Genomic DNA, 26,963 nt, shown 5'->3' with positions numbered 1-26,963 from the left:
GTCCCTTAAACCTGATGATGTAATGTTTACTTCTACTTTACTGCGCCCGCTTTCGGTGGTGCTGCATCTTTCACTGTTTACCGGCCTTGCCTCCTTCATTGTTCAGGATGGTTCCGGAAAACCCGATGAGTCCCGTTTTACACCGGTTGTTGTTGCCGAAGACCTCGATGAGCCAATGGCTTTTGAAGTCCTCAAAGACGGTACTGCCTTTATCGCGGAGCGCAAGGGGGCGATGAAAAAATATGACCCCGAAACAAAAACGGTTGACCTGATTGCGACCATTCCGGTTAACACGAAATACACGTCGAAAGAGGGAAAAGTCTCAGAGGCAGAGGAAGGATTAATGGGTATCTCGCTTGACCCGAATTTTTCGAAGAACCACTGGATGTATTTGTATTACGCCCATCCGACGGCTCCCAAACACATTCTTTCCCGCTTCGAATACAAGGAAAATGCCTTAAGCGGTGAAAAGGTTATGCTTGAAGTTACTACCCAGCGCGAAGTATGCTGCCATACCGGCGGAGGCATGGTTTGGGATAAAGCCGGCAACCTATACCTCACCGTTGGCAACAATACCGGAAACCAGCAGGCTGCCCAGACCGACGAACGTCCCGACCGCAGCAGCTGGGATGACCAGGGGCACGCCGGTAATACCAATGATCTGCGCGGAAAAATCCTGCGGATACACCCGGAGCCGGACGGAACCTATACCATTCCCGACGGGAACCTGTTCCCGAAAGGTACGGCCAAAACGCGGCCTGAAATCTATTCGATGGGCCACCGCAACCCGTGGCGGATTTCAATCGACAGCAAAACCGGTTACCTGTACTGGGGCGAAGTTGGCCCTGATGCGACAAAGGATTCCGAAATCGGGCCGCGCGGATATGATGAATTGAATCAGGCACGAAAGCCCGGCAACTTCGGCTGGCCGTGGTTTGTCGGTAACCGGCAGGCATTCCCTGTGTTTGATTATGCCACCAATAAGCCGCTCGCCAAAAAAGATCCGGATCACCTCGTAAATAACTCGCCGAATAATACCGGTCTGAGCGAATTACCGCCGGTCGCACCGTCCTTTATTTACTATCCGTATGGCGTTTCCGAAGAGTTTCCGCTGGTGGGCACCGGATCGCGTTCGGCAACGGGTGGACCGGTTTATCATCAGGATGACTTTAAGGGTGCTAAGCGGCCGTGGCCTGCCTATTATGAAGGCAAATGGATTGCCACCGATTTCTCCCGTGGCTGGATCATGGCCATTACCATGGATGCCGACGGAAATTACAAGTCGATGGAGCGGGTGCTGCCAGGCTATCACCCCGTCGAGCCAATTGACATGAAGTTCGGGCCAGACGGCGATATGTATGTGCTGGAATACGGCAGCAACTGGTTCCGGAAAAGTGATAACTCTCGCTTAGTCAGAATTGAATACAACGGCGGTAACCGGAAACCAATCGTTCAGGCATCAGCCAGTAAACAAGGTGGTACGGTACCGCTGCAACTGACTCTGCTGTCTGATGGCAGTACCGACCGTGACGGTGATAAGCTGACATACCAGTGGAAAGTCTCTGCTCCCGGCGTTGCTCCGCGCGTATTTTCGACGCCGAATCCGTCTGTTACCTTCGATAAGGCCGGTGTGTATACAGCTACCCTTACCGTAAAAGATCCGAAGGGTGCCGAAAATAGCCAGTCGGTGAAAATTATTGCCGGTAACGAACCACCGGCGGTTGCTGTAAACCTGACCGGTAACAAAACGTTTTTCTTTAAAGAACAGCCAATTCAGTACACGGTGCAGGTGAACGATAAGGAAGATGGCGGGCTTGAAAGCGCAGGTGGAAAAGCGATCAATCCGAAGCAGGTAGCCATGAGTATCAACTATACTTCGGAAGGGTTTGACTTTGCTGAGGTGAAACAGGAGCACCGAAGCGTAGATGCTTCTACACAGTATGCAGTTGCTCACTCAATTATCAATCAGAGCGATTGCAAAGTCTGTCACCAGATTGCGACCAAATCAGTAGGTCCTGCGTTTACGGCAATTGCTGCCAAATACAAAGGGGACGCCGGTGCTGCCGAACGTCTGGTTTCAAAAATCCGCAATGGTGGGGTTGGTATCTGGGGCGAAGTGGCAATGCCTGGCCATCCGGCTATGTCGGTGGCGGATGCCGGTACGCTGGTTGATTACATCCTGAACATTGACGAAAAGACGTACAGCAGCTTGCCGCTCAACGGGGCTTATCCCGTGAAATTACCGGAAGGCGATAATGGTCGTGGATCGGTGCTGATCCGTGCCGCCTATACCGACCGGGGCAGTGTCCTGAGCGGGAAAAATGTACCGGCGCAGACGTCAGAACAACTCATTATACTCCGTAGCCCTGACGTAGATGCATCAACCGCCGAGGTAATCAAAGGGGTGGACGTGAAAGCAAAAGGCATGGGTAAGGGTGAGAATATCATTGCGTTCAATAACGGCTATTTCGGCTTTAAACAACTTGATCTGACGGGGATTCAGAAACTGGAAACCAACGCCGCTGCCCAACGGCGGGAGGGCGCTGCCGGCGGGAAACTGGAAGTGCATATTGACTCCCCTGCTGGTCCGGTGATTGGCGAGGTCAACCTGGAACTGGCACCGGAAGTGGACGTGGCAAAGCTTATGGCGCAAATGGAACAACAGCAGAAGGAAAACGCAAAACAGGGCGATGCTGCCAAAAAACCGGCCCAGCCGGCCTTTAACCCGTTCGCCGCTAAGCCGGTTTTTGTCACCCTGAAACCGACAGAGGGTAAGCACGACCTGTATTTTGTCTTTAAAAATGATGCCGCAACGGCTATGCAGCCTTTATTTTCAATCTCAAAAGTCAAGTTTCTGGACAAGTAAGCAATCCATTTATACGGTACAATGCCTCAGCCGGAGATTGTCTGGCTGAGGCATTTTTTTAAGCTTATGGATGATTATACCGTTATTCGTTAACTGCTGAACCGTAGTATTCTTACACTATGACGATAAAAACGGCTAATGCCTGTTAGTCAGTATCAAATACTACAGCAAATAACTAATTCCGACGCCCGCCGTCGGATTCACACCGCCGTCTTTCAGCATCACTGCCCGTAGCCGCAGCTCAAGGTGGAAATTTTTCTGTAGTTTATATCCGTATTCAGCCGATACGTTTCCTCCGGTCCGGATGGCGCTGAGGTGATTCTGTGTATATCCGCTTCCTGCCGGTACAGAATTGCTGCCGATCACATACCTTTCACCCGAGACATTATTCGAAATGGCCCAAGTTGAAAAGCCAGCCCCAATGCGCATTAAATGCCGTGAAGCCGATGGCATTACCTGTACGAATCCGGTTAAATCAGCCGTAACGCGCTCCCAGGTATTGGGTTTCGGTATGTTTGATTCTCCGGGTACTGAACTGTTTTTCTTCGACAGATAAGCATAGCCAAGATCAGCCGAAATCAGGAACCGGTTACGGGCAAAATTATAACCGAGCCGTACTGTTTTGTGAAACCCTGTTACCCCGGCATCATGTATCCTGAGCACGTTAATCCCGGCTCCGATTGTCAGCAGGTTTTGTTGTCGTTGCTGAGTGTATCCCAATACAGGCATCAGCAGTAATAGTGGTATGTATAACGTTTTCATTCGTTGTGGACGGTTTAGTTACGTGACCATTCTACCGACAGTGCCCCGTTTGTTGCTTTACTACCGGTAAGTTTAAGTTGCAGGGTATCGTTTTCGTAATAATCCTCGTTGATTTTCAAATCAATGGCTGTCCCCGCAGCAATTGAATCGCGCCGGAAAACTTTTTGCGTAGCCGGTAGACGGCCTTTCAACAGCGTCATAATAACCGGTTTATCCAGGGTGCCTTTTATCTGAATGTTCAGTTTATTCGGATACTGCGACAGCGGATGCAGGGTAGAAACAATGGGATTCGTAAAGTCATTTACCGTAAAATACTGGGTTTCGGACCGGCCGATTACCCGTTCATCGCATGCCGTAAGGAGCGTGGAGAGCCCAAGAACTGTTACCAATGCGTAGTGGATTTTTCTGTTCATTGCTGGATATATTTTTTCGCTAAAGGTAACTTAATTATCAAAAATGACTATACCTGAGCAGTTGATTTTAGCCTGTAGACGAAAAAAGGCTGCCTGAACAGACAGCCTTTTACCATAATTACCACCAGAAAGGAACCTAGTTTTTAATCACCTTGATCGTTTGGACGTGGGTGTCTGAGCTGGTTTTCAACAACAGCAGCCCCGTACTCTGCGATGAGACATCAAAAATTTCCTTGTGTGATTGCGTCTGCGGCTGTACCCGGCGGGTCATAACCGGCCGGCCGGCAGCATCTGTGATGGTCATCATCAGCGTTTCGCCTTTTGCACCGCTGATTACCGCATCAATGTTCTGGCTCGTCGGGTTTCCTAACACGTTAACTGTCCACGGAGCGTCTGTCGAAGCAGCTTCGCGCGCTGCGCCGCGGGCGGCACAGGCTTGCCGGAAGTTCCACACAAAATACGTCGACCGCGTGGCCTGATCCTGTACGGTCAGCTGGAACTGGTTGTTGTCAAACGGCAGGAAGTAATTTACACCCAGCTGGCCGTTAGCCGTCACGCCGTTGATAAAGATCGGTGCCGGCTGCGGATTGAATGTCCCGTTAGCATTGCTAACCACGAAATTAACACTCGACAGCGCCCCGTTCGTCACATTACACGTAAAGCTGGTAATTGTCAGGCTCGACGTTGTTGGGGTTGGCGGTACCGGTGGCGTTGTCGTATTAGCACACGCCTGCCGGAAGTTCCACACAAAATACGTCGACCGCGTGGCCTGATCCTGTACCGTCAGTGTGCTTTGGTTGTTGTCGAACGGCAGGAAGTAGTTTACCCCCAGCTGCCCGTTTCCGGTAACGCCGTTGATAAAGATCGGTGCCGGCTGCGGACTGAATGTCCCATTGGCATTGCTTACCACGAAATTAACACTCGACAGTCCGCCGTTCGTTACATTACACGTAAAGCTGGTAATCGTCAGACTCGACGGTGTCGGAGTTGGCGGTACCGGTGGCGTTGTCGTATTAGCACACGCCTGCCGGAAGTTCCACACAAAATACGTTGACCGCGTGGCCTGATCCTGTACCGTCAGTGTGCTTTGGTTGTTGTCGAACGGCAGGAAGTAGTTCACTCCCAGCTGACCGTTTCCGGTAACGCCGTTGATAAAGATCGGTGCCGGCTGCGGACTGAACGTTCCGTTGGCATTGCCCACCACGAAGTTGACACTTGAGAGTACCGAGTTGGTCACGTTACAAGTAAAGCTCGTAATCGTCAGACTCGTCGGCATTGGCGTGGTCGCAGCTTTGTCCTTAATGGTAACTGTTGTGTTGGTCTGGGCGGGATCCGGATCGTAGTCGTCTTTATCAATCAGGTTGATAATCACCGTTTCATCGCCTTCGTCTTCTGAATCATCCGCAATCGGATCAACTTCAATCAATATTTCCGATTCGCCTTCTGCAAACGTTACTGAACCTGGTAGATTCAGGAAGTCTACACCTGGTGTAGCCGTTCCGCCCAGGGAGTAATACACTACAAGTGTGCCGACGGTTGTGCTGCGGGTAAAGCTGATAATACCCGGATCAATATTTTCGTCTGCAGTGGCACGTACATTCTGGCTGTTTTTTGCCATCGCCGGATTTTTTGCCGAACCGGCTTTAGTTTCGCCCGCCACCGGGTCCGGGCTATTTACTTTCACAACCGGTGTCGCGCCCGTTGCCCCTACAGTTACCTTGAACGTTGCCGTTACGGTCTGGGCGGTTGGTAGGGTGCTGTCGGTGACCTTAACGGTCAGGTTGTGTTCTCCCGCTGACATTTCAGTATAGGTTACGCGGTTACCGGTCGTTGAAATTCCGGCACCGGCATCGGTACCAAAATCATAGGTATACGGTGCCCGTCCGCCCGAAACCGTTGCCGTGCCGGATGTTGATCCGTTGGCCGGAATACTTGTCGGCGACACCACCAGATTTACTACCAGCGGCACCACCTGTCCCGGATTAATGGAAATGGTAAACGTGGCCGATGCTGTGGCGCTGGCAGGGTCAGCCGCGGTAACCGTTACGGTTGATGTCCCCAACGCATTCGGTGTCCCGCTGATGGTCCGCGTTGCTGCATTGAACGAAAGATTGGCTGGCAAACCGGTTGCCGAATAACTCAACGGCTGATTTTCCGGATCGGTGAAGGCCGGTACGACAAACGAGAACGGCGCATCCAGGGTACCGGTCTGGTTGGCTATGGTAGCGGCTACCGGCGGCTGGTTGTTCGGATCAATAATGGTAAAATTGCTGTTCGAAATATCAAAGAAGATATTATTGCTGGCCTGTACCTTAATCCGTGCCTGGCTGGTGGTCACATTCGGTAACGTCACCGGCTCGCTGCCGTCATTCGGTGTATTGGCGAGCAGCGTCGTCGGGAAGGTCTGCCCGCCGTCGGTCGACAGGAGAATATCCACGTTCTGGCAGTTTACCGGCCCGTTATTGGTATTTGCTACGCTCCAGGTAATGGTCTGCTGGGTGCTGCCCTGATAGCGGCCTGACAGATTAGTCGTTTCCAGAAATGGCCCTGAATTACCGTCGATGGTGACGGTAACGGTCTGATAGGTCAGGCCACCGGCATTGTCCCGGACGGTCATCCGGTGGGTGGTTTCAATACCAACCGACGGCAGTTTATCCCCACGGGCAGTATTGGAGCCGTTCAAAATCGCTTCCAGACGCGGATAAGTCCGCGTACCGGTTGCCACCGGCGGATAGCTCCGGAAAAACGGCGGCTGGGCGGTATTCAGGAAAACCGACGGGTCCGGTACAATCACGCCGATATTCGTTCCTTCCCATGAATACGTCAGGTTATCACCGGTATTCGCATCCGTTGCTGAACCGGTCAGGACAAACGGCGTTGATTTCGGAATCGTTGTATTCGACGGGAATTTATTGATCACCGGAACGGCGTTCGTCAGGGCCGATGAGCTATAACACGACTGCGTATTGATGTAATTTACCGCCTGTTCGTAACTTACTGTGTGGAAGTTCAGGAATGGCTGGTACGTCGACTCATAGTCATCATTACCCGTGTTGTTGCTACAGGTGTATCCGTAGCTCATAATGGTCGTACCTGAACCCGGCTCTACCGACGTTTTGGCCTCACGCGTCGTACAAACCGGGATGCTGCTGTTAAAAGTATGACTCATCCCGAACTGGTGTCCTACTTCATGACTGATCAGCTGATCATCGAAAACGGCGGCAAAAGACCCGTCGCCTACACCTGAAACCCCTTGCCCTTTCGTTTCTGCCTTACACACGGATTCTGCAGCTGCAATACCCCCGCCTGAGCCGGCGGTAGCTCCTAACACGTGACCAATATCATATTTATCACTACCGATAACTTTATCCAGATTCTGCTGGTTTTCTGCCAGCATCGCCGATTGATCCGCATTGTTATATGGATCTGTATTCGGGTTTGGATAAACGATATTTTCACCCGTTACCAGCGTAAAAGCAACGCTCAGCTCCGCACGGTAAACGGCGTTCATCCGGTTTACGTAGGCAACCAGCGCATTATATGCATTTGTAACATTGCCCCCCCCCTTGCGCTGAGTAAATTCACCGGTTGCGGCCATAGCCAATCTGAAGGTACGTAATGAAGTTCCGGTATTATTGGCCAGGGCGGCTTCACGCGCGGCTCCATTGGCGTTTACGTTTTTCAGATCAATCTCCCGCGTTACGGCACCGCATTTGCCAACCTGCCCGAACGCCTGTACGGTCTCCTGCTTTCTGACTTCTTTGGCCGAATAAACCAGATAATCCTGATCCGTAGCGAGTGCCGTTTTTTTGGAGATGTAGACCGCATCATTACCGACACCCAGGATAATGGCATCGAAGCCGCTGCTGGTCAGACTAAGCCGGATTTGATAGCCGGGGTTATTAATGCCTCTTCCGGTATATGTTTTAATGGAAGGGTACTTAGCGGCAAGTGCCGCTGACAGCACCGGCGATTCCAGCATGGCAAAGGATTCTACCCGACCATCAGGTAACGGAATGTCAAGTTGCAAAGGAATAGGTCTGAATTTCGATTCAAGCGGGGCTCTCAGCAGGTACGTCCGCAGTGACTGCGTTTTCAGCTGATAGGTACGGACGCCCGACGGGCCGTCTGCCATCAGGGATGCATTTCGGGTTGGCTGGCTTTCTACGGCAGAAAAATAATTCTTCTGCGCCAATGCCTTACCCGAAAGCATTCCTGTTATGAGCATCAGACTAACGGATTTTACGTAAAGTTTTAGTCGCATAACACGAAATGTAGAATGATTAGAATTTGGTTAGACGTCTGGTGATGGATAGACTCCTGAAACTTGACTTATCCGGAGATTTAGTTTCACCATAGCTGCACCAAAGCTATTCCATTCCTATACATTTTGCCCTACCCATATGGGTAGTTTTTAAATTTTATGCCCATAAACTACCTATATGGGTAGTTTTTTTTGGGGGCGCTATGCTTAGTTTTGGCCAAATAGACTCTTACTCCCTGTAAATGTGTTATCCATGATACCGTATGTTCAGTTGTTCTTTCTGCTCACACTTTTTCTGCTAACCTACGTCGGTAGCATGTCGCCGGCAGCGCGGCTTTTGATCCGGCCGCCGGAAGCCTCGCCGCTATCTACCGGTAATGACTCTCAGGAATACCAACGGCGCAACAACGTACAGGATTATGTCAGGAAACACGACCTGCCATTAAGCGGTATCGACGAAAAGGGAGCCTATTTTTTTCTGCACCATATCGATCCGGATAACAAACCGGTTTATGTCCGGACGCACCATCAGCCTGGCGCCAAAGCCGGATACCGGCATCAAAATCTTTATCTGGCCAGCCTGCACAAATCCTACCGGCCGGAGACAACCTGGACTGCCGCCCCGAATATGCTCAGTTTCCGGAAGGTCAATACCGAAATGATTGTCCTGCGAAGTGCACAACCCATGTCGATGATTACGATTGTAAATACAGAGGGTAAACTGATTCTGCGCCGTGAAGAGGACCTGAATGATACGGTTACGCTGAATATGAACGCCATGCAGCCTGACACCTATTTTATTAGCATCAGAACCACTCAGGGCAACGAGTTCTGTTTACTTCAACTTTGCTGACGCTTTACACTTTTTCGAGCAGCCACCAAAGGGGCTTTCGTCTTGAAATAATCTTGTAGTTCTGCTGTACATACGTCTGTATGTGTTGCCTTGCCTCTGCAACGTCGTCTGTCAGGCAAACAAGGTCAAGGTCTTTTTTACTGATGGTACCCCGCTTTTGCATATCCTCCATGAATGTCATCAGCGGCTGGTAATAGTCTTTTCCCATCAGCACAACCGGAAACTGTTGTATAACGCGGGTCTGCACCAGCGTCAGGGTTTCAAACAGCTCGTCCATTGTTCCCCAGCCGCCGGGCAGTACCACAAAGGCGTAGGAATATTTCAGCAGCAGGACCTTGCGGACAAAGAAGAAATTAATCGTTACGCTGGTATGCAGGTAGGGATTGGGTTGCTGTTCAAACGGCAGCCGGATATTGCAGCCTACGGAGCGCCCGCCCGATTCAAATGCCCCACGATTAGCCGCCTCCATGATCCCGGGGCCGCCACCGGTCATTACCGTAAAGCCAAGATCACGGATCATGCGGCCCACTTCACGGGCCATCTCATAATAAGGATGCCCTTCACGAAAGCGGGCAGAACCGAATACCGTTACACTGGGACCGACAAAATGCAGTTTCCGGAGGCCTTTCAGTAGCTCCCAGCCAACCTGGAATATAAAGCGGAGTTCGGAACCTCTGGTTTTCGGCCCTTCCAGTGATTCGTTAACAGAATCATTTAACAAAGGCGCAATCGGTGGTCTGGGGTTTGTTTGCTGCGGGTTTTGTTGTTCAGTCATGTTCGTACGGAAGTTGGTTCAGAAGGCCCGTATGCTGCCGGGCAGCATGGAAAAACCTTCCGTATGCATCAGGTTCGGGCATGATGCTTACATTTGCAATATGTCTAAAAAAGAGTCAATAACCTTAGTCCGTCCCGTAAACGTCAACTCAAAGAGTGTGCTGACCGTCAGTCAGCTTATTTCTTTGTTTGAGAAGTGGTTACCGAATCCGGGCAACTATCCGCGGCTGACCAGGCAATTTATCCAGTTTTGCCTCTCCAATAATCTGCCGATAACGCAGGCAACATTACAGGTATACGGAGAGGGCAAGAGCGGAAATAAAATTTCACCGATTAAAAAATTCTTTATGTTTTTTCAGGTACTGGGCTTTCCGGGCGTAGTGGCTGATCCGCCTGCCCAAAAGCCTATCCCCGCTAATGCCAGTTTCCTGATCGACAGCTACCTCCGGGAAGCCGTTCACCTGATGGGCGAAAAAACAAAGGACAATTACACGCAGGCACTGACCGTGTTCTTCAAGTTTATGCATGAGGAACGCACCGCCGGTAAGCACGTTACATTTACCAGCCAGACCGTTAACACCTATATCCAGCAGCTGAAAAAGAAAAACCTGTCGGCCTTTACAATCAATTTCTATTTGTCGTCCGTTAAGCAGCTCGGTGTCTGGGTAGTCGAAAATGCCGGTCGGCTTGGCCTTAACGAAGAGCAGGTAAAGGCGCTGGACGGCATCAGAAAAATAAAAGGCATACCGGTTGAACGCCGGTTTCATAAAGACAGCCTCACGATTGAGGAGCGAGACGAATTTCTCCGCAACATTGACAACCCGATGGATAAGGCCGTTGTGATGCTGATGGTTACAGAGGGCTTGCGGACCGTTGAAGTAACGAGGCTGACCGTCGGGGATATTGATTTTGACAACGAAAAAATAAGTATCTCCGGCCGCGGCAAGTCGGATAAAAAAACGATTGACCTCTTTCCGGATTGTGCAGAGGCAATCCGGAACTACCTCACCGAAACCGGCATTGCAGCCACCGGCCATAACGGACAGCATTTATTTCCGGATATGACGACGGGGCAGATCCGCTACCGGATAGACCGCTACCTGAAAGCAATGAACCTGAAACGGAAAAACATTTCGGCGCACAGCCTCCGCCATACCGCCGGGCAGATTCTGATTGATACCGGAGCTGATCCGACCTGGGTGCAGCAACACCTGCGGCACGAATTGTTTGAAACAACACTGCTCTACATAAAAAAGCCGGAAGCCGGCCTGCTTCCGGAAACTATTTCCCCCGAAGAAGTATGACGACGGCTGAACACGATGCGCTGAAACAGGTAACGGAAGCCATCCGGCCACTGGCTGACGACGACTGGCAGGCTTTTGCGGCCATCTGGCACCCGTTTACGGCTAAACGAAAGGTCATACTGACAGAAGCGGGCGGACCGGAAAAATACCTGTATTTTGTGCTGGACGGCGTACAGCGGGTGTACTATCTCGACGATCTGCATCGGGAAGCAACGATTGTGTTCTCATACCCCCCTTCTTTTGCCGGCGTAGTCGATGCGTTTATGCTCGGGCAGCCGTCCCGCTACTACTTCGAAACCCTGACGGCATCTGTGTTTCTGCGCGCCTCCGCCCATGATCTGAACCGGTTGATGGCCAGCCATCCGGCCATTGACAGTATGATCCGGCTGGGGTTAACCCATGCGTTCTCGGGCATACTGGAGCGGCTGGCAGAACTACAGTGCTATTCATCGGCGGACAAATTCAAAAAACTGCTTCAGCGCAGCCCGCACATACTCCAACTGGTCCCGCACCGGTATCTGGCCAATTACATCGGCATTGATCCTACGAATTTTAGTAAGCTCATAAACTCAATCAAAGTATAAATATTGGTATTTACCAGAAATCGGGAAGCAGCGCGTGTGCAATTTTGTACCGGACATAAACAACAATCCAATGCAAACGCTTTTGACCCGTATTTCTCAGGGCTTTATTACCATCTCAGCCCTTGCTCTGTTATCTGTCAGCCTGATGGCCTTCGCGAATCCGCAGGGCGTAATGGATCTGGTACAGGTGCAGCTGACCAACACCGACGCCGCCAGTTCAATCCGGGGGGTTTATGGCGGCGTCGGTTTAACTATTTTTATTACACTGATGTACCTGATGCTGAACGACGTACGGAAAGGGCTGAGTTTTCTGATCCTGCTCTGGGGTTTTTATGCCATATCCCGCACGATGACCATTTTCATGGACGGCAAACTAGGAGCGTTCGGGCAGCAGTGGCTGATTATTGAGTCGGTCTTTTGTCTGATTGCACTCGGTCTGTACATCGGCACCCGTAAACAGGTAAAAAAAGCTTAGGCCGATGGACACCGTTAATAAACAAACCTTTCTGAACGGACTGGAATCACAGGTAGATCAACAACTTACGCAGGTGATTCAGGTATTTCAAAACCTGACCGACGATCAACTGGTGAGGCCGTCTGCGACAGGTGGCTGGAGCATCTGCGAATGTCTGGAACACCTGATCAGTTACGGGCAGTACTACCAGCCACGGCTTCAGGAACAGCTCGGGGAAAAGGGCGCCAAATCCGACGGGATGTCCTTCAAGCCAGGCTGGCTCGGGCAATATTTCATCGGCATGATGGATCCTGCCAAATCCCGCAAGCAGTACAAGGCAGCAAAACGGCATCAGCCAACCGTTTCCAGACCAGGCCACCAGACAGTTGCTGCCTTTATTCAACAGCAGGAGGGCCTGCTCGCGCTACTCCGACAGGCCGGTGGTGCGGATTTAGGCCGGATCAGGATTCCGGTATCCGTCGCCCCGTTCCTGACCATGAATGCCGGCGATACCCTGCATTTTCTGATCGTCCACAATCAGCGGCATATTGAGCAGGCTATGCGGAACTGCCGGTGAACGTTTACTCTTGCAAAGACTGATTCGTAAGGCCATTAGCCGCTTTAGCGTCTTCCAGTTTCCGTACCTGCTCCACAATTACTTCCGGACTGACATAAAGCCGGGCAATTTTGTCCTTGTAGGCTTGCGGCAGGTGCGCATGAGTAAGGATAAACCGCTTGGTGGCAATCAGATACGGACCAAGGCCGTGATCGACCGCAAACTGATCGGCAATCTGCTCAACCCGCTTTACATAGGCTGGTGAAGTCAGGTACGAAATACCAAAGCCTACCAGACCGGTATTCGACCGGCGTTCGTAGTCCATGATGTGCCCGAGCTCATGGCCGATCCAGCCGATCATAATGTCATCCGGAAGTTCATGAATCGGAATGGCGGTATGAATCAGCCTGAACATGGAACTGATGTTAATGACATAGCGACGGTGTTTACGCCTCATCAGAATGGTGCTGAAGTCAGGTTGGGCCTGCATCACCGACGAACTGATCCGTTGTTTAAACCGGAAATTGATGCAGGCCGGACGCAGTTCAGGGTAAAACGACAGCGCCGTGAGCACATTCCGGGCAATAATCGCGGGAATGTGTTTGTTAACTCCGAAAGCAGCCAGCGCTTCGGGTATCTGTTCCGATTGATCTTTCAGGCGTTCACTGAGCATGGTATGTGATGTAAGTCCCTCCTGAACTAACCGTAAATTCGTGTCTGGGTTAAAAAAAAGTCTTTTTTGCCCGCCGGGACTAAATAAATTCAGGGACTTTGTCTTTACTGTTCATGCAGAAAGGAAAAATCAGTACCGGTTTCCGGGTTGTCTGGGCAGCACTTGTCCTGTTCGTTTGTCTGGCATTTATGCAGGGACAGCCGCCCCGGCTCAAATTATTTCTCCTCATTGGCCAGTCAAATATGGCAGGCAGAGGTAAGGTAGAACCACAGGAACCTAATCCGGCTATCTGGATGCTGACGAAAGATCAGCAATGGGTGCCGGCCCGTGATCCGCTGCACTTTGATAAACCGGCCGTTGTGGGTGTAGGTCCGGGCCTGTCATTTGCACAAACGCTGGCGAAGCAATACCCCGATATGCAGATTGGTCTGGTGCCCTGTGCCGTCGGTGGTTCCGAAATCGATGTCTGGGTGCCGGGTGCTTATTATGCTCAGACAAAAAGTTACCCCTATGACGATACCATGCGCCGGATGCAGAAAGCGCTGGAACAGGGCGAACTGGCCGGTATTTTATGGCATCAGGGCGAATCGGACAGCAAACCGGAGCGGGCAGGTGTTTATGCACAAAAGCTGGAAGCCCTCGTTAACCGGCTACGCACAGACCTGAAGGCACCGAACGTCCCGTTTGTCGCCGGAACGCTGGGAGACTTTCACGTTAACCGCAATGCCAATGCAAAACGGGTAAATGAGCAGTTGCTGGAGGCCTCGAAACGCATTCCGGCCATGTACCTGGTATCATCCGCTGGTTTAGGCCATAAAGGTGATACGACCCATTTCGATACACCTGCTGCCCGCATACTCGGCGAGCGGTATGCTGCGGTGTTTATTGAGCATAAGCTACTGAAAAAGAAGAAATGATAAGAAAAGGGCTGCCCGATAGTGTCAGGCAGCCCTTTTCTTATAAGCCTGAAACTTACCAGGTCATGTACTGAACCTGTCCCTGTTTGAGCGATACCTTTTTTGTTTTACCACCATAAATCAGCTCGGTTTGTCCGCCGGTTTTTGACTGGATGGTAACGGTTGCCAGTTTGCCGTTTTTCCAGTTCATCGCCAGCTCAAAACCGCCGCGAGTTTTGAGGCCTTTCACTGAACCGGTTTCCCAGACATCGGGCAAGGCAGGCAGTAACCTGATTGACGCTTCGGTCGATTGGACCAGCATTTCGGCCACGGCTGCGGTACCCCCGAAATTACCGTCGATCTGGAAGGGCGGATGGGCATCGAACAGGTTCGGATACGTACCACCGCCCCGTGCCATATCGGTTTTTACGCCGTCGGGCAGCACGTAATGAAGCAGTTCGCGGTACATTTTATAGGCATGGTTGCCGTCCCAGAGACGGGCCCACAGGTTAATCCGCCAGCCTTTTGACCAGCCGGTTGTTTCGTCACCTTTGATTTCCAGTGTTTTGCGGCAGGCATTAGCAAGTTCCGGGGTAATGTCGGGGCGAATGTGGTTTCCCGGATAAAGCCCGAACAAATGCGACTGATGACGGTGTTTCGGTTCGGCGTCCTTCCAGTCGTAATACCACTCCTGCAGGTTTCCGGCTGACCCAATCTGATACGGGTGCAGTTTGGCCAGCGCCTGTTCCAGTTTGGTTCGGAAAGCCTGATCCGTATTCAGTACTTTTGACGCCTGAATCGTCTGGAGGAAGCATTCACGGATCATTGCCAGATCAGCCGTGCCGCCATAAAGCGTTGCGCCTTTATAGCCTTCGCTGGTCACGTATACGTTTTCTGGCGACGTGCCGGGCGACGTGACCAGTTTGCCTTTTTTATCCTCCACCAGCCATTCCAGGCAGAACTGAGCTGCGCCTTTCATGAGCGGATAGGCCTCTTTCTGCAGGTAATCACGGTCATGCGTGAAGCTGTAATGCTCCCACAGATGCGTGCTGAGCCAGGCACCGCCCATGTTCCAGTTTGCCCACACCGGATCGCCCTTGCCGAAGTCACCCACCGGATTGGTCATGGCCCAGATATCACTATTATGCGCGACGGTCCAGCCATTTACCCCGTAAAAGGTTTTGGCCGTGATGGCACCGGTTTTGGCCAGATTGCCGATAAAGCCCAGAAGTGGCTTGTGCATTTCGGATAGGTTGGTGTTTTCTGCCGGCCAGTAGTTTTCTTCAGCGTTAATGTTAGTCGTGTAGTTACTGCTCCATGGCGGGCGGATATAAGGATTCCAGATGCCCTGGAGGTTTGCCGGCACGTTTGGCGTTCGTGAACTGCTGATAAGCAGGTACCGGCCAAAGTTAAAATACAGCATTTCGAGCTGCTTATCTTCTTTGCCTTCCGCATATCGTTTCAACCGTTCATCGGTGGGCAGATTCGGGGCGGTGCTGTTGGCCAGTTGCAGCGACACGCGGTTGAAAAACGTCTGATAATCGGCAGTATGCGCCTGCTTCAGGGCCGGAAATGATTTAGCCACTGCGTTCTGCATTTTGGTGGCAGCCAGCAGGATGTTTGGCTGGCCTTCAGTCGCCGGGTTTCTGTCGTACCCATTGAAACTGGTGGCGATGGCGACAAACAGAATCGCCTCGGTGCCGTTGCGGAGCGAAATGGTTGAATCGGATGCCGAAACGGTTCCGTCGGCGTTTTTGATACGGGCCATCGTGGTGAAGCGGGTGCCCTTAGCGGGATCAAACACAACGGCATCCGGCATTTTTCCCCGATAACTAGGTTCGGCCTTGATGGGAGCATACCCATTAGCCGACAATACATTACCGGTAGTAGTTACCTTGTTATTCAGCAGGCTGCTGAACGAAACCGTAAAATCAAGCGCACCTTTCCGGCTGGATGTCAGGCGCACTACCATGATATCATCCGGTTTAGAGATAAAATATTCCCGTGTGAATGTGACACCGTTTACGTCATACCGGACTGTGGATACTGCATTGCCCAGATTCAGATCGCGGTAATAATTCGTCGCACTGCCCTGGTGAGCAACGTTGATAAACAGCGTACCGAGCGGAGCAAAGGATTCAGAAAATTTGCCTTGTAGTTTGCGCTGGAGCTGATCGGCCAGTTTGTAGTCTTCGTTTTTCAGGGCTTCCCGGATGGCGGCAATATGCGTATACGCCTGAGGGTTCATATTCGCATTTACCGGCTCCCCTGACCACAGGGTAGCATCGTTGAGGTAAATTTTGTCGGAGGTAACGCCCCCGAAAACCGAAGCACCCTGGGTACCGTTGCCCAGCACCAGTGATTCTTCAAAATGTTCGGCAGGCTGTTTATACCAAAGGGTTTTATCCGGCTGCTGGGCCTGCACACCGGCACACCACAGTCCGAAAAGGAGCAGAAGATATTTTTTTGTCATGTTCACAGAAAAGTGAGTCGGGTCCTGTTATCGGTTTAGAGTACTAAAAGGGCTAAATATACCCTTTTCGGTGGGTAATTTGAGCGGTTGAACCGGCTGTCGGCAGCGGACAAAAGAGAAAGCCGCTTTGAATCAGTTCAATAGCGGCTTTACTATACTACGAGGTTAGAAAACTATCTGCCATAATCGGTTGAATTATGACAGCAATGCGAATACCGTTGGTCAAATATGAGAATGGGCTTGTACCTTTACGTAGCTATGTTTTATTGGGCAAAATAAGCGGGCAGCACGTAGGCAAAAAATACCTGCTAACAGGTATTTTTTGCCTTTCCTGCATCGTTTTTTTTTGTCTTTGAAAGAGATATTCTATGAGGTTGCCGGGCAGTTTTGCGTGGAGGAAAAAGGAATTGAACTATCTGCATCTGATTTGGGGCGTAGGGTTGGTCATCTCGTTCATTGTCGTTGACCGGCAAACCACTCCGGTCAGGGAAGAAAGTACGGTTATGATAACGGACCGGTTTAAAGAAGTTAACCTGAACACAAAAGTGCTGTTTTCAACAGAATTTGACGGGAATGTAGCGCCTTATCAGTCGCCGGAAGGCTATATTCGTCAACATTTTACTCCGAATGAACAGCCTGATAAAATAGTTCTCGGCAGATCGTATCACCACCATGAGGCGTGGATATTTGTCCGGCTCATTAATGCCGGCCACCATGCTCGGAAACTCGTGTTGCAGGCCGAGCACGTCCGGCTGGATGAAATGAGTTTATTCAGACTGGAGAATAACCGGCTGGAAAAAGCAGGTTTTGTAAACCGTACCCTGCCGATTGCGCACCGGCCGTATACGTTCAGGGCCTTTGCCCTGCCCCTGACGATTGCGGCGCATGATACGGCTGCCTATCTGATCCGGACAAGGCGCTATACCGGTTTACAGGAAACCAGTCTGGGCCTGTTCACCGAAGTCCGCTTTATTGAACAGGCGATACACAAGGACTTTAAGAACAGCTTCCGGGTTATTTACACCCTCATCATTGTTGTTGTCATGGTTGTGCTCGGGACTTTTTTTCAGCAATGGCACATGTTTGCGTTCAGCGGAATGCTTTTCGGACTGTGCTGTATCTTTCTCTACATGGGAGATTATTACGATACCGTTCCGTTTCCGCGCGTTCTTTGCCTGAGCGCCACCAACATGGGCGCGTTCTCGGTGTACCTGGCCAATGTCCTGTTTCTGCCGTTCGGATATGCCATTATGAAGGATGTACCGATGGAACGGAAATGGTTTCTGCTGGTTGCCTGTACACTTGCTGTACTGAACCTGAGCATGATGGTACTGATTGCCGGCTGGCGGGCCGACTGGGCAAATTACCTGTATACCAACGGGCTGGTTGTGTTGTCGGTTATAAGTATGTGCTGGGGAATTTACCTTGCCTGGCTGGCCTACGTCAGAGCCGGAATGATCAATTATCTATTTGCTGCTTCGTTTGCTTTTCTGCCGTTTCTGGTAGATCTGGTCCTGGTTGTTCTGCGGCTGCACCGCGGTCAGTTCTCCCTGAACGTTACGTACTTAAATACCATTTTTACCATCTTCGTTTTTGTGTACCTGACAATCGGTGAATTCCGGAAGGAACTGGTTACCAAACAGAAAATGCGTCGTCGCCTGGACCGGCTGAAGCAGAATATGGATAACCAGCACAAAGCAGAGATTGAGGCCATCGGCCGCAACCTGCACGATCAGGTCGGTAATACCCTGGCCTCTGCGCTGGGTTACCTCAACATGAAGGAGCTGAAAATAGAAACTACGAAGGTACTGATTCTCACGGCGATCAATGAGCTGCGGTTCATCAGCCAGAATCTTGTCCGAGACAGTGAACAGCCGCTTTCAGAACGTATTGCCGACATGATCAGCCGGTTTAACACCTTTTCGTCAACAAACTTTTTTTTTACTGACTTTACCGACCGTCAGTTCGACGGATTGCCGGTACTGATACAACAAAATCTCTATGCAATCATTGGCGAGCTGATGACCAACATCATTAAGCACGCGCAGGCAAATGAAGCACACATTCAGTTTTTCTCTAACGACAATGCATTGATTATCAGTGTAGAAGACGATGGTGTCGGGTTCGACACTACCCGGAACATGCAGGGCATCGGCCTGCATAATATCCGGACACGAGCAACGCTGACAGACCTTAATCTGACTATTGACTCGACCCCGGACGGTACCAGTGTTATTATAGAAATTGCTTATGAAAATACCCGTACTCATCATTGATGACCATCAGCTGTTCAGCGACGGACTGAGTCTGATACTAAAAGAATCCAATCAATTCGACGTAGCAGGACAGGTGTTCGATAGCCGTCAGGCTGTTTACCAGTGCCTGACTATCCGGCCTGAACTTGTCCTGATCGATTTCAACATGCCTGAAATTAACGGTTTGACGGTAGTGAATCAACTGAAAGAACAGCAGTTCGGGGGACGTATTGTTGTGATCAGTATGTATGCCAGCACGAAGGATATTGCGTTATTTAAAGACTCCGGTGTAGACGGTTACCTGCCTAAAACGACGCCCGCCTCTAAGCTGATCGAATCCCTGTGTAGTGTCATGAACGGGAATCAGGTGTTTGAGTCGCTGGTAACCAAAAAAGAACTCACCGTGAAGGATTCGTTTACGATGAGAAGCCGGCTTACCAAGCGTGAGGTTGATATTCTGCGGTCCATCAAAAAAGGGATGACGACCGAAGAGGTCGCTAACTTTCTGAATCTGAGTTACTATACAGTAGAAACGCACCGCAAGAACATCAACCAGAAATTAAACATCAAATCTAAAGTGGAGTTCTATGAATTTTTGAGCCGGTTTGATGTGAGTACGGATCAGTAGCGGGAAATCCGCAGCGGGTAATGGGCACTGCGGATTTCCGTTACACATCGAAGTATCAGCCCATGATGGCTTTTTTGTCAAGAAACAGCGTTTGTAAATGCCGCGCCTTTGCATCGTAGGCCCCGGTGTCTGTCCAGGTATTGCGCGGGTTCAGTAATTCTGTCGGGACGCCCGGACAAAGTGTGGGCATGGCAAGCCCGAACACCGGATGGTTTTCAAACGGTATCGTATCAAGCGTTCCCCGGAGCGCTGCCCGGATCATAGCGCGGGTAAATGACAGTTTCATCCGGTTGCCGGTTCCGTAGCCGCCGCCGGTCCAGCCTGTATTGACCAGCCATACCGAAGCCTTGTGTTGTGTGATCTTTTCACCCAGCAAGCGGGCATATTCACGGGGGGGCAGGGGCATGAAAGCTGCTCCGAGCAGGCCGAAAACGTGGCCTGTGGTTCCGTCACACCCATTTCCGTACCGGCAACCTTGGCCGTGTAACCCAGCACAAAATAATCCATGGCCTGCGCTGTGGTCAGCCTTGCAATAGGCGGCAACACGCCGAACGCATCACAAGTCAGGAAAAAGATGTGGCCTGGGTGCGAAGCTACCGATGGCATTACCGCGTTATCAATAAAGTTAATCGGGTACGAAGTACGGGTGTTTTCTGTCAGGCTAGTATTGGTATAATCGACCTCCCGGCTGTTGCGGCGGAAAACGGTATTCTCAACAATTGAACCATAACGGATGGCATCATAAATCTGCGGCTCCCGTTCGCGGGTAAGATCAATTACTTTGGCATAACAGCCTCCTTCGACGTTGAAAATGCCGTTATCAGACCAGCCGTGTTCGTCATCGCCGATCAGTCCGCGCTCGGGATCAGCCGATAAGGTAGTTTTACCGGTACCGGACAGGCCGAAAAACACCGCCACATCCTGTTCTCCGGTTATAGCATTAATACCGGCATTAGCCGAACAGTGCATCGGTAGGACATCCTGCAGGGGGAGCAGGAAATTTAAGGCAGAGAATACACCTTTCTTGATTTCACCGGCATACCCGCTTCCGCCAATCAGAATGACCCGCTTCGACACATTCAGAATTGTAAAGTTGCGTTGGCGGGTGCCGTCTTCGGCGGGAATCGCGTTAAAGTCAGGAATGGCAATAACGGTAAAATCCGGTTCAAAGTCCTGAATCGCTTCGTCATCCGGCCGCAGAAACATGTTTGAGCAGAACAGATTCTGCCACGCCGAGGTCGTCAGAATGCAAAGTTTTATCTGATAGCGGGGATCTGCTCCGGCCATTGCATACCGGACATATACTTTCTGATATTCAGCATAATGGCACATTTTGCGGTGCAGCCGGTCAAAACGGGCCTCATCAAACGGAATATTAACTGTACCCCAATCAACCCGTCCGGCTGTCAGTGCATCCTGTACAATATACCGGTCTTTAGGCGACCGGCCGGTAAATGTTCCGGTGGGGCACATGAGCGCACCGGTATCTGTCAGTTTGCCTTCGCCGTTCCGGAGTGCGTGTTCGATCAGTTCGGCGGGCGATAACTGAAAGTGCAGTTCATTTACTTCTCTGATCCGTAAAAAGGCCAGTGCACGTTCGTCGGCAGTCAAGCCGGCTACTTCTGTGAATGTCGGGATTGTTTCGGTTACCATGGTTATGCAGTTTCTATCAGGTCATCACTGTAAGCAAATATAATAGCGATCACGATAAAAATAGCGAACGTTCGCTATTTTTATCGTGATCGCTGCAATAATCTTTATTTTACCATTATTAATACCAGATTAGTTATTTTTGCGGCATGACGTCTGATCGCGATAAAGTCCGGCTCATTTTTGGGCTAAAAGTGAAGCAACTCCGTAACGATCTTGGTATTTCAACCTACGAACTGGCAAACCGTACCGGCCTTTCCCCGTCTTACCTGAATGAAATTGAGAAGGGGAAAAAATACCCGAAAACGGAAAAGCTCCTTGCCATTGCTAAAGCCCTGCAAACCGACTACGATTCGCTGGTCTCACTTAAAGTCAGTAAGCAGCTTGAACCCGTTGTTGAACTGCTTAACTCCAATATTCTGAGTGAGTTGCCGTTTGAATTGTTTGGCATCGAACCAAACTACTTTCTGGAAGTCATGGCAACGGCTCCGGCTAAACTGAGTGCGTTCATCAGCACTATTCTGGAAATCGGCCGTAATTACGATGTGCGGGTAGAGCAGTTTTACTTTACAGTACTGCGGACATACCAGGCCATGCACGATAATTACTTCGACGATCTTGAAGCGGCGGCCGACCGGTTTTTACAGGATTACCCCTGTCCGTCAAATCCGGCGGAACATGCCGGCTGGCTGGCCGGTATTCTGGAGAAGACGTATAAAACGGCGATCGAAACGTATACAGCCCAGACGCAGCCCAATCTGCTGAGCTTACGGTCTGTTTATCTGCCGGAAAAACATAAGCTACTGATCAATAAATCGTTAACGGACGAACAGACGGTTTTTACCTTGGCCAGAGAGGTTGGTTACCGGCGGCTTAACCTGACCATCCGTCCGCTTGAATCGTCGGTACTGGAAGGAAAGTCGTTCGACGAAGTGCTCAATAATTTCAGGGCTACCTACTTTGCCCGCGCCATCCTGATTCCGGAAAAGGCGATGACAGACGTCATTTCAGGTATTGTGACGCAGAAAACATGGGAAAATAAGCGGTTACTGGCCGCCATGCAGCCATATGGTGTTACGCCTGAAATGTTTCTGCTCCGGATGACCAGTATTCTCACCAGCCGGTTCGGGATTAACGAGTTGTTTTTTCTGCGGATTAACCAGCGGGCCGACCAGAAACGGTCGGATGGCTGGCGGTATATTATTACGAAGGAATTACACCTGAACAAACTCCATACCCCGCACGGAACCGTAAAGGATGAGCACTATTGCCGCCGCCAGAATACCGTTACGGTGCTGACAGAGTTACGGAAACTTCAGGAATCCGGACAATGGGACGGTGAACCGATCTGCCGGGCGCAGCGCATCACCTTTGCCACAACCGGTACGAGCTATTTTGTCTTTTCCGTTGCCAAACCATCTCCGCCTTCGTCGGACAACAGCAGTATAAATATCGGATTTCCGCTGACGGACCGGCTCCGGGAAGTATTTACGTTTCTCAGCGATCCGGCCATTCCGGAAACGCTGGTGGGCGAAACCTGCGAACGCTGCCCGATCAGGGACTGTGCCGTTCGGGCGGCCGAACCGGTGGTGCTGACCCGGGATCAGGAGGTCAGAAATGTGCAGGACACAATTGAACGGCTAAGAAAATGACCGGTTTTACCCTGCGGTGAATGCCAGATGCAGCAGCGGAAACGGCTTCCCCATCGAATCGACGGGTGAGCGGCCGGTGTGTACAAACCCATAGGCAAGGTAGAACCGGACAGCCTGCGGGTTTGGCCGATTCAGCTCCTCTGCGGGAGGAATTTATAAAAAAACTGCCGGCCACACGGCATTTTGCGCTATCTTTGCGGCCCTTTGTTCAAAAAATGACTGCTTTAGTAACCGCGGTCAGGACTGTTTTTTCTGCGCAACAACCACTATGACACTGATAACCTGCGGAATAGATTTCGGTACATCCAACACCAGTATTGCCTTAAATAAAGCCGGTAAGGTTTCGCTGGCGCCGGTTGAAAAACATCACGTAACCATTCCCAGCGCCATTTTCTTCCAGAGCCCCAACAACCAGCCAGCCTTCGGCCGTGAAGCTATCGACTTATTTTTTGACCGCAAAAAAGGCCGGTTTATGCGGAGTCTGAAGCGGGTTCTGGGCACGCCACTCATGAAAAACGGAACCGTTGTGAACGGGGTATCGATGAATTTTTCGATCATCATCGCTACGTTTCTCCGGACGCTGAAGGAAAAAGCCGATGCGTTTGCCGGTCAGGAAATTGAGCACGTAGTGATGGGCAGACCGGTTCATTTTGTGGATAATGACCCGGGCGCCGATGAGCGGGCCGAGGCCGAATTAAGGGCCATTGCAGAACGGATCGGCTTTAAGGAAATCAGCTTTCAGTACGAGCCGATTGCGGCGGCTTTTGCCCATGAAGCCAGCGTGACCGGCGAAAAGCTGGCTATTGTTGTCGATTTGGGGGGTGGTACGTCTGACTTCACGGTGATCCGCCTCTCGCAGCAGCAGCGCGGCAAAGCCGACCGGTCGTCTGATATTCTGGCCAATACCGGTGTCCGGATCGGCGGAAATGATTTTGACAAGGAACTGAGTCTGAGCGCGATCATGCCTGAGCTGGGTTACCGGAGTACGTACGGGGAGAAAAATCTGGAAGTACCGTTGCGTCCCTACCATGATCTGGCAGAATGGAGCAAGGTAAACTTCCTGTATACACCAAAGACGATCCAGCAAACCCGGCAATACCTGCACCAGTCCCACGATAAAAAGCGCCTGAACCGGTTGCTGCAGGTGCTCGAAAAAGAGACGGGCCACGTCCTGCTGGCTGGTGCTGAAGCCTCTAAAATTGCCTTGACGAACGAGGCGACCTATCTGGCACCCTTTGATTTTATTGAAGACGGGTTCAGTATTACGATGGAGCGTTCACAATTTGATGCGTCTATTCGGGAAGACGTTGATAAAATTGCCGCCTCTGCCCGTCAGTGCCTGAATGATGCAGGGGTACAAGCCGGTGCCATTGACCTGGTCATCCTGACCGGCGGGTCAACTGAGGTACCGTTGGTACAGCAGGCTTTCAGAGACTTGTTTCCGGACGCGCAGATTGCTGATCAGAACAAGTTATCAAGCGTTGGCCTGGGCCTTGCCTACGACAGTCTGTATAAATTCGGCTAGCTAAACAGGTTAGAAAACTTTCTCTAATTGCCGGAAAAGTAGCCGGGTATACGGGCAATCTGCGGTATTTTTGTGGATCAACGAATACACGTTATCCGCTTTATGAAAAACGTTTCCCTGTTTATTCTTTTCTTTTTTGTTGTACATCAGGCCTTTGCTCACCTGGGCGGTATCGCCGGTCAGGTGAAGGATCAGCGTACCGGACAGCCCCTGACCGGGGTTGTCGTTCAGTTATCCGGAACCGGAAAGGCGACCGTAACCAATGAACTCGGCCGGTTCCGGTTCATGCACCTGCCCCCTGCCACGTATCGTATCGAAATCTCGCATGTCGGTTTTCAGACATCACAGCAGACTGTGGTTGTGGAGGACGATAAAACGACGGGTATCAGTGTGGTGCTTGCGCCTGGTGACATTAAGCTTAGCGAAGTTACGGTAAGTGCCCTGAAGCCGCATGATGTTCAGCTGATTACAAATCTTGACATTAAACTCCGTCCAGTCACCAACTCGCAGGAAATTCTGCGCATGGTACCTGGCTTGTTTATCGGTCAGCATGCCGGTGGCGGTAAGGCCGAACAGCTTTTTCTGCGGGGCTTCGATCTGGATCACGGCACAGATATTCGCCTGAGCGTTGACGGGATGCCGGTAAATATGGTTTCGCATGCCCACGGACAGGGCTATGCCGACCTGCATTTCGTGATTCCGGAGCTGGTACAGAACCTGAATTTCGGCAAGGGGCCCTATACAACGGATCAGGGTAATCTGGCCACGGCGGGCTGGGTCAATTTTCAGACCCGTAAAACGCTGGATCAGAACTTTGTTAAACTAGAAGCCGGTCAGTTTGATACCTATCGGGTCGTGGCGGGTGTTAATCTGCTGCCGGTCCGTAAGCAGACCGATGCCAGCCGTTTACCGGCGCCGTCGGCCTACCTCGCCGCTGAGTACCAGTATTCAAACAGTTATTTTGATAATCCCCAGCACTTTAACCGGTTCAATACGCAGGGGCGATACCACGGCCACATCAATGCATCAACCCAACTGACGCTGACGGGATCTACATTCTGGAGCCGCTGGAATCACTCGGGCCAGATTCCGGATCGGGCGGTTGAATCGGGACTGATCGGGTTTTTCGGCTCAATTGACCCCAGCGAAGGTGGCCAAACCAGTCGTACCAACCTGAATGCCGAACTGGTTACGCAAACGGGCCGGAATAATGTACTGAAGCATCAGGTTTATTACAGTCGCTATACATTTGAGCTGTTTTCAAATTTTACATTCTTTAAAAACGATTCCATCAACGGTGACCAGATCCGGCAGAAAGAAGCCCGCCACCTGTTTGGCTACAATGGCAGCTATGCCAGCAAATTCCAGCTTGGCAGTAAAACGGTCAGCTCAACAGTGGGCATCCAGTACCGGCAGGATCTCACGGATGGGACCGAACTTTCGCATACCTTAAACCGCACAGAAACGCTGGAACGGTACAAATACGGCAATATCAATGAAGTCAATGCCGGTGCGTATGTCGATGAGGCTATTTCGCTGACCGACCGCGTGCAGGTAATTGCCGGTCTCCGGCTGGACTGGTTTCATAACCGCTATACTGACTTTTTACAAAACCCCGTATCGACCGGTAAGGCCAGTGCTGCCATTGTTTCCCCGAAACTGAATATCACCTATACCCATTCGCCGGTTTTGCAGCTCTACCTGAAATCCGGAAAAGGCTTTCACTCGAATGATACACGGGTAGTTGTACCGGAAAACGGACGCGGTATTTTACCGGCCGCCTACGGGACGGATCTCGGGGTTGTCTGGAAACCGTTTCCGAAACTGTTTGTCAATACGGCGTTGTGGTATCTGTGGATGGCGCAGGAATTTATCTATGTTGGCGATGAAGGCGTTGTTGAGCCCAGTGGCAAAACACGGCGGCAGGGCGTTGATGTGTCGCTCCGGTACCAGATCACAAAGCGGCTGTATGCAGATATTGACCTGAACGCCACCCGGCCACGGGCCATTGGCGAAGAAGCCGGCCGGAATTATATTCCACTGGCGCCGACCTTTACCTCAACGGGCGGTCTGAGTCTTCAGGCGGGCCGTGGGTTCAGCGGGTCGTTCCGATACCGGTATCTGGCCGACCGGCCGGCCAACGAAGATAACTCGATTGTTGCGAAAGGGTATTTTGTCGCTGATGCACAGGTAAACTATACCCGCCCCCGCTACCAGTTCGGGCTATCGGTGCAGAATATTTTCAACACCCGCTGGAAAGAAACCCAGTTTGCGACCGAAAGCCGCCTGCGGGGTGAGAAAGAACCGGTTGATGAAATTCACTTTACGCCCGGCACCCCGTTCTTCGCCCGCTTAAGCTGGACATTTTTCTGGTAGACCGC

At 51.1% G+C, this 26,963-nt stretch carries 18 protein-coding genes and 1 pseudogene; 12 read left to right on the top strand and 7 right to left on the bottom strand.

The genetic code is table 11. The annotated features are described in order from the left end of the window. The first annotated feature begins 22 nt into the window (after window positions 1-22). Entirely contained in the window at window positions 23-2,866 is a 2,844-nt protein-coding gene (locus tag AC23NW_RS16555; protein ID WP_487450746.1) for a PQQ-dependent sugar dehydrogenase, read from the top strand. A 162-nt stretch (window positions 2,867-3,028) separates the two neighbouring features. On the opposite strand, the gene AC23NW_RS16550 is transcribed toward AC23NW_RS16555, so the two are convergent. The 3 genes from AC23NW_RS16550 to AC23NW_RS16540 all read right to left on the bottom strand — a co-directional run bounded on the left by AC23NW_RS16550 (window position 3,029) and on the right by AC23NW_RS16540 (window position 8,305). Next, complete coding sequence (locus AC23NW_RS16550; protein ID WP_487450745.1) at window positions 3,029-3,628, bottom strand: hypothetical protein; 600 nt, start codon at window positions 3,626-3,628, stop codon at window positions 3,029-3,031. Window positions 3,629-3,642: 14 nt separating this feature from the next. Further along, entirely contained in the window at window positions 3,643-4,041 is a 399-nt protein-coding gene (locus AC23NW_RS16545; protein WP_487450744.1) for a hypothetical protein, read from the bottom strand. A 136-nt stretch (window positions 4,042-4,177) separates the two neighbouring features. Then, window positions 4,178-8,305 (bottom strand): reprolysin-like metallopeptidase, encoded by a 4,128-nt coding sequence (locus AC23NW_RS16540; protein WP_487450743.1) that lies wholly within the window; start codon window positions 8,303-8,305, stop codon window positions 4,178-4,180. A gap of 253 nt (window positions 8,306-8,558) precedes the next feature. On the opposite strand from AC23NW_RS16540, the gene AC23NW_RS16535 reads away from it, so the two are divergent. Next, complete coding sequence (locus AC23NW_RS16535) at window positions 8,559-9,158, top strand: hypothetical protein (RefSeq protein WP_487450742.1); 600 nt, start codon at window positions 8,559-8,561, stop codon at window positions 9,156-9,158. Between the two features lie 4 nt (window positions 9,159-9,162). Here the strand turns inward: AC23NW_RS16535 and AC23NW_RS16530 are convergent, their stop codons facing one another. Then, a complete protein-coding gene (locus AC23NW_RS16530; RefSeq protein WP_487450741.1) occupies window positions 9,163-9,933 on the bottom strand; it encodes an LOG family protein in 771 nt (256 codons plus the stop codon). A 100-nt stretch (window positions 9,934-10,033) separates the two neighbouring features. On the opposite strand from AC23NW_RS16530, the gene AC23NW_RS16525 reads away from it, so the two are divergent. From AC23NW_RS16525 to AC23NW_RS16510, 4 genes are all read left to right on the top strand, one after another. Next, window positions 10,034-11,236, top strand: a complete 1,203-nt coding sequence (locus AC23NW_RS16525; protein WP_487450740.1) for a tyrosine-type recombinase/integrase — start codon at window positions 10,034-10,036, stop codon at window positions 11,234-11,236. After that, window positions 11,233-11,820, top strand: coding sequence for a Crp/Fnr family transcriptional regulator (locus tag AC23NW_RS16520; RefSeq protein ID WP_487450739.1), 588 nt, complete (start codon window positions 11,233-11,235; stop codon window positions 11,818-11,820). Before AC23NW_RS16525 ends, AC23NW_RS16520 begins: the two co-directional genes overlap by 4 nt. Before the next feature lie 70 nt (window positions 11,821-11,890). After that, entirely contained in the window at window positions 11,891-12,295 is a 405-nt protein-coding gene (locus AC23NW_RS16515) for a DUF4345 domain-containing protein (protein WP_487450738.1), read from the top strand. Between the two features lie 4 nt (window positions 12,296-12,299). Further along, a complete protein-coding gene (locus tag AC23NW_RS16510) occupies window positions 12,300-12,851 on the top strand; it encodes a DinB family protein (protein ID WP_487450737.1) in 552 nt (183 codons plus the stop codon). Between the two features lie 4 nt (window positions 12,852-12,855). On the opposite strand, the gene AC23NW_RS16505 is transcribed toward AC23NW_RS16510, so the two are convergent. Then, entirely contained in the window at window positions 12,856-13,503 is a 648-nt protein-coding gene (locus AC23NW_RS16505) for a hypothetical protein (protein ID WP_487450736.1), read from the bottom strand. 113 nt (window positions 13,504-13,616) lie between these two features. On the opposite strand from AC23NW_RS16505, the gene AC23NW_RS16500 reads away from it, so the two are divergent. After that, the gene (locus AC23NW_RS16500; protein WP_487450735.1) at window positions 13,617-14,420 is read left to right on the top strand and encodes a sialate O-acetylesterase; all 804 of its coding nucleotides are present in this window, start codon (window positions 13,617-13,619) and stop codon (window positions 14,418-14,420) included. Between the two features lie 55 nt (window positions 14,421-14,475). Here the strand turns inward: AC23NW_RS16500 and AC23NW_RS16495 are convergent, their stop codons facing one another. Beyond that, the gene (locus tag AC23NW_RS16495; protein WP_487450734.1) at window positions 14,476-16,872 is read right to left on the bottom strand and encodes a glycoside hydrolase family 95 protein; all 2,397 of its coding nucleotides are present in this window, start codon (window positions 16,870-16,872) and stop codon (window positions 14,476-14,478) included. A gap of 407 nt (window positions 16,873-17,279) precedes the next feature. Here AC23NW_RS16495 and AC23NW_RS16490 point away from each other — a divergent pair, with 407 nt between their 5' ends. Both AC23NW_RS16490 and AC23NW_RS16485 read left to right on the top strand, forming a co-directional pair. After that, window positions 17,280-19,148: an ATP-binding protein gene (locus AC23NW_RS16490; protein ID WP_487450733.1), complete on the top strand. Its 1,869-nt coding sequence runs from the start codon at window positions 17,280-17,282 to the stop codon at window positions 19,146-19,148. Beyond that, on the top strand, window positions 19,123-19,755 hold the full coding sequence (locus tag AC23NW_RS16485; protein ID WP_487450732.1) for a response regulator: 633 nt from the start codon (window positions 19,123-19,125) through the stop codon (window positions 19,753-19,755). Before AC23NW_RS16490 ends, AC23NW_RS16485 begins: the two co-directional genes overlap by 26 nt. 55 nt (window positions 19,756-19,810) lie before the next feature. Here AC23NW_RS16485 and pckA read toward each other — a convergent pair. Continuing rightward, window positions 19,811-21,408 (bottom strand): annotated as a pseudogene (gene pckA / locus AC23NW_RS16480) (phosphoenolpyruvate carboxykinase (ATP)). 146 nt (window positions 21,409-21,554) lie between these two features. Here pckA and AC23NW_RS16475 point away from each other — a divergent pair. The 3 genes from AC23NW_RS16475 to AC23NW_RS16465 all read left to right on the top strand — a co-directional run bounded on the left by AC23NW_RS16475 (window position 21,555) and on the right by AC23NW_RS16465 (window position 26,958). Beyond that, the gene (locus tag AC23NW_RS16475; protein WP_487450731.1) at window positions 21,555-23,057 is read left to right on the top strand and encodes a helix-turn-helix domain-containing protein; all 1,503 of its coding nucleotides are present in this window, start codon (window positions 21,555-21,557) and stop codon (window positions 23,055-23,057) included. A gap of 268 nt (window positions 23,058-23,325) precedes the next feature. Further along, window positions 23,326-24,582, top strand: coding sequence for an Hsp70 family protein (locus tag AC23NW_RS16470; RefSeq protein ID WP_487450730.1), 1,257 nt, complete (start codon window positions 23,326-23,328; stop codon window positions 24,580-24,582). Window positions 24,583-24,684: 102 nt separating this feature from the next. After that, complete coding sequence (locus AC23NW_RS16465; RefSeq protein ID WP_487450729.1) at window positions 24,685-26,958, top strand: TonB-dependent receptor; 2,274 nt, start codon at window positions 24,685-24,687, stop codon at window positions 26,956-26,958. Window positions 26,959-26,963: the final 5 nt, after the last annotated feature.

This window comes from Arsenicibacter sp. R0_47 (assembly GCF_057652235.1).
The sequence above is the reverse complement of the archived record's forward strand: the minus strand, read 5'-3'. Positions and strand labels throughout refer to the sequence as shown.

Excerpts from the sequence above, each read along its gene's own strand:
- AC23NW_RS16550 (WP_487450745.1), bottom strand. The coding sequence starts at position 3,628 with ATGAAAACGTTATACATACCACTATTACTGCTGATGCCTGTATTGGGA.
- AC23NW_RS16530 (WP_487450741.1), bottom strand. The coding sequence starts at position 9,933 with ATGACTGAACAACAAAACCCGCAGCAAACAAACCCCAGACCACCGATT.
- AC23NW_RS16465 (WP_487450729.1), top strand. The coding sequence starts at position 24,685 with ATGAAAAACGTTTCCCTGTTTATTCTTTTCTTTTTTGTTGTACATCAG.
- AC23NW_RS16485 (WP_487450732.1), top strand. The coding sequence starts at position 19,123 with ATGAAAATACCCGTACTCATCATTGATGACCATCAGCTGTTCAGCGAC.
- AC23NW_RS16495 (WP_487450734.1), bottom strand. The coding sequence starts at position 16,872 with ATGACAAAAAAATATCTTCTGCTCCTTTTCGGACTGTGGTGTGCCGGT.
- AC23NW_RS16520 (WP_487450739.1), top strand. The coding sequence starts at position 11,233 with ATGACGACGGCTGAACACGATGCGCTGAAACAGGTAACGGAAGCCATC.
- AC23NW_RS16505 (WP_487450736.1), bottom strand. The coding sequence starts at position 13,503 with ATGCTCAGTGAACGCCTGAAAGATCAATCGGAACAGATACCCGAAGCG.
- AC23NW_RS16470 (WP_487450730.1), top strand. The coding sequence starts at position 23,326 with ATGACACTGATAACCTGCGGAATAGATTTCGGTACATCCAACACCAGT.
- AC23NW_RS16545 (WP_487450744.1), bottom strand. The coding sequence starts at position 4,041 with ATGAACAGAAAAATCCACTACGCATTGGTAACAGTTCTTGGGCTCTCC.
- AC23NW_RS16500 (WP_487450735.1), top strand. The coding sequence starts at position 13,617 with ATGCAGAAAGGAAAAATCAGTACCGGTTTCCGGGTTGTCTGGGCAGCA.
- AC23NW_RS16475 (WP_487450731.1), top strand. The coding sequence starts at position 21,555 with ATGACGTCTGATCGCGATAAAGTCCGGCTCATTTTTGGGCTAAAAGTG.
- AC23NW_RS16515 (WP_487450738.1), top strand. The coding sequence starts at position 11,891 with ATGCAAACGCTTTTGACCCGTATTTCTCAGGGCTTTATTACCATCTCA.
- AC23NW_RS16525 (WP_487450740.1), top strand. The coding sequence starts at position 10,034 with ATGTCTAAAAAAGAGTCAATAACCTTAGTCCGTCCCGTAAACGTCAAC.
- AC23NW_RS16535 (WP_487450742.1), top strand. The coding sequence starts at position 8,559 with ATGATACCGTATGTTCAGTTGTTCTTTCTGCTCACACTTTTTCTGCTA.
- AC23NW_RS16510 (WP_487450737.1), top strand. The coding sequence starts at position 12,300 with ATGGACACCGTTAATAAACAAACCTTTCTGAACGGACTGGAATCACAG.
- AC23NW_RS16540 (WP_487450743.1), bottom strand. The coding sequence starts at position 8,305 with ATGCGACTAAAACTTTACGTAAAATCCGTTAGTCTGATGCTCATAACA.
- AC23NW_RS16555 (WP_487450746.1), top strand. The coding sequence starts at position 23 with ATGTTTACTTCTACTTTACTGCGCCCGCTTTCGGTGGTGCTGCATCTT.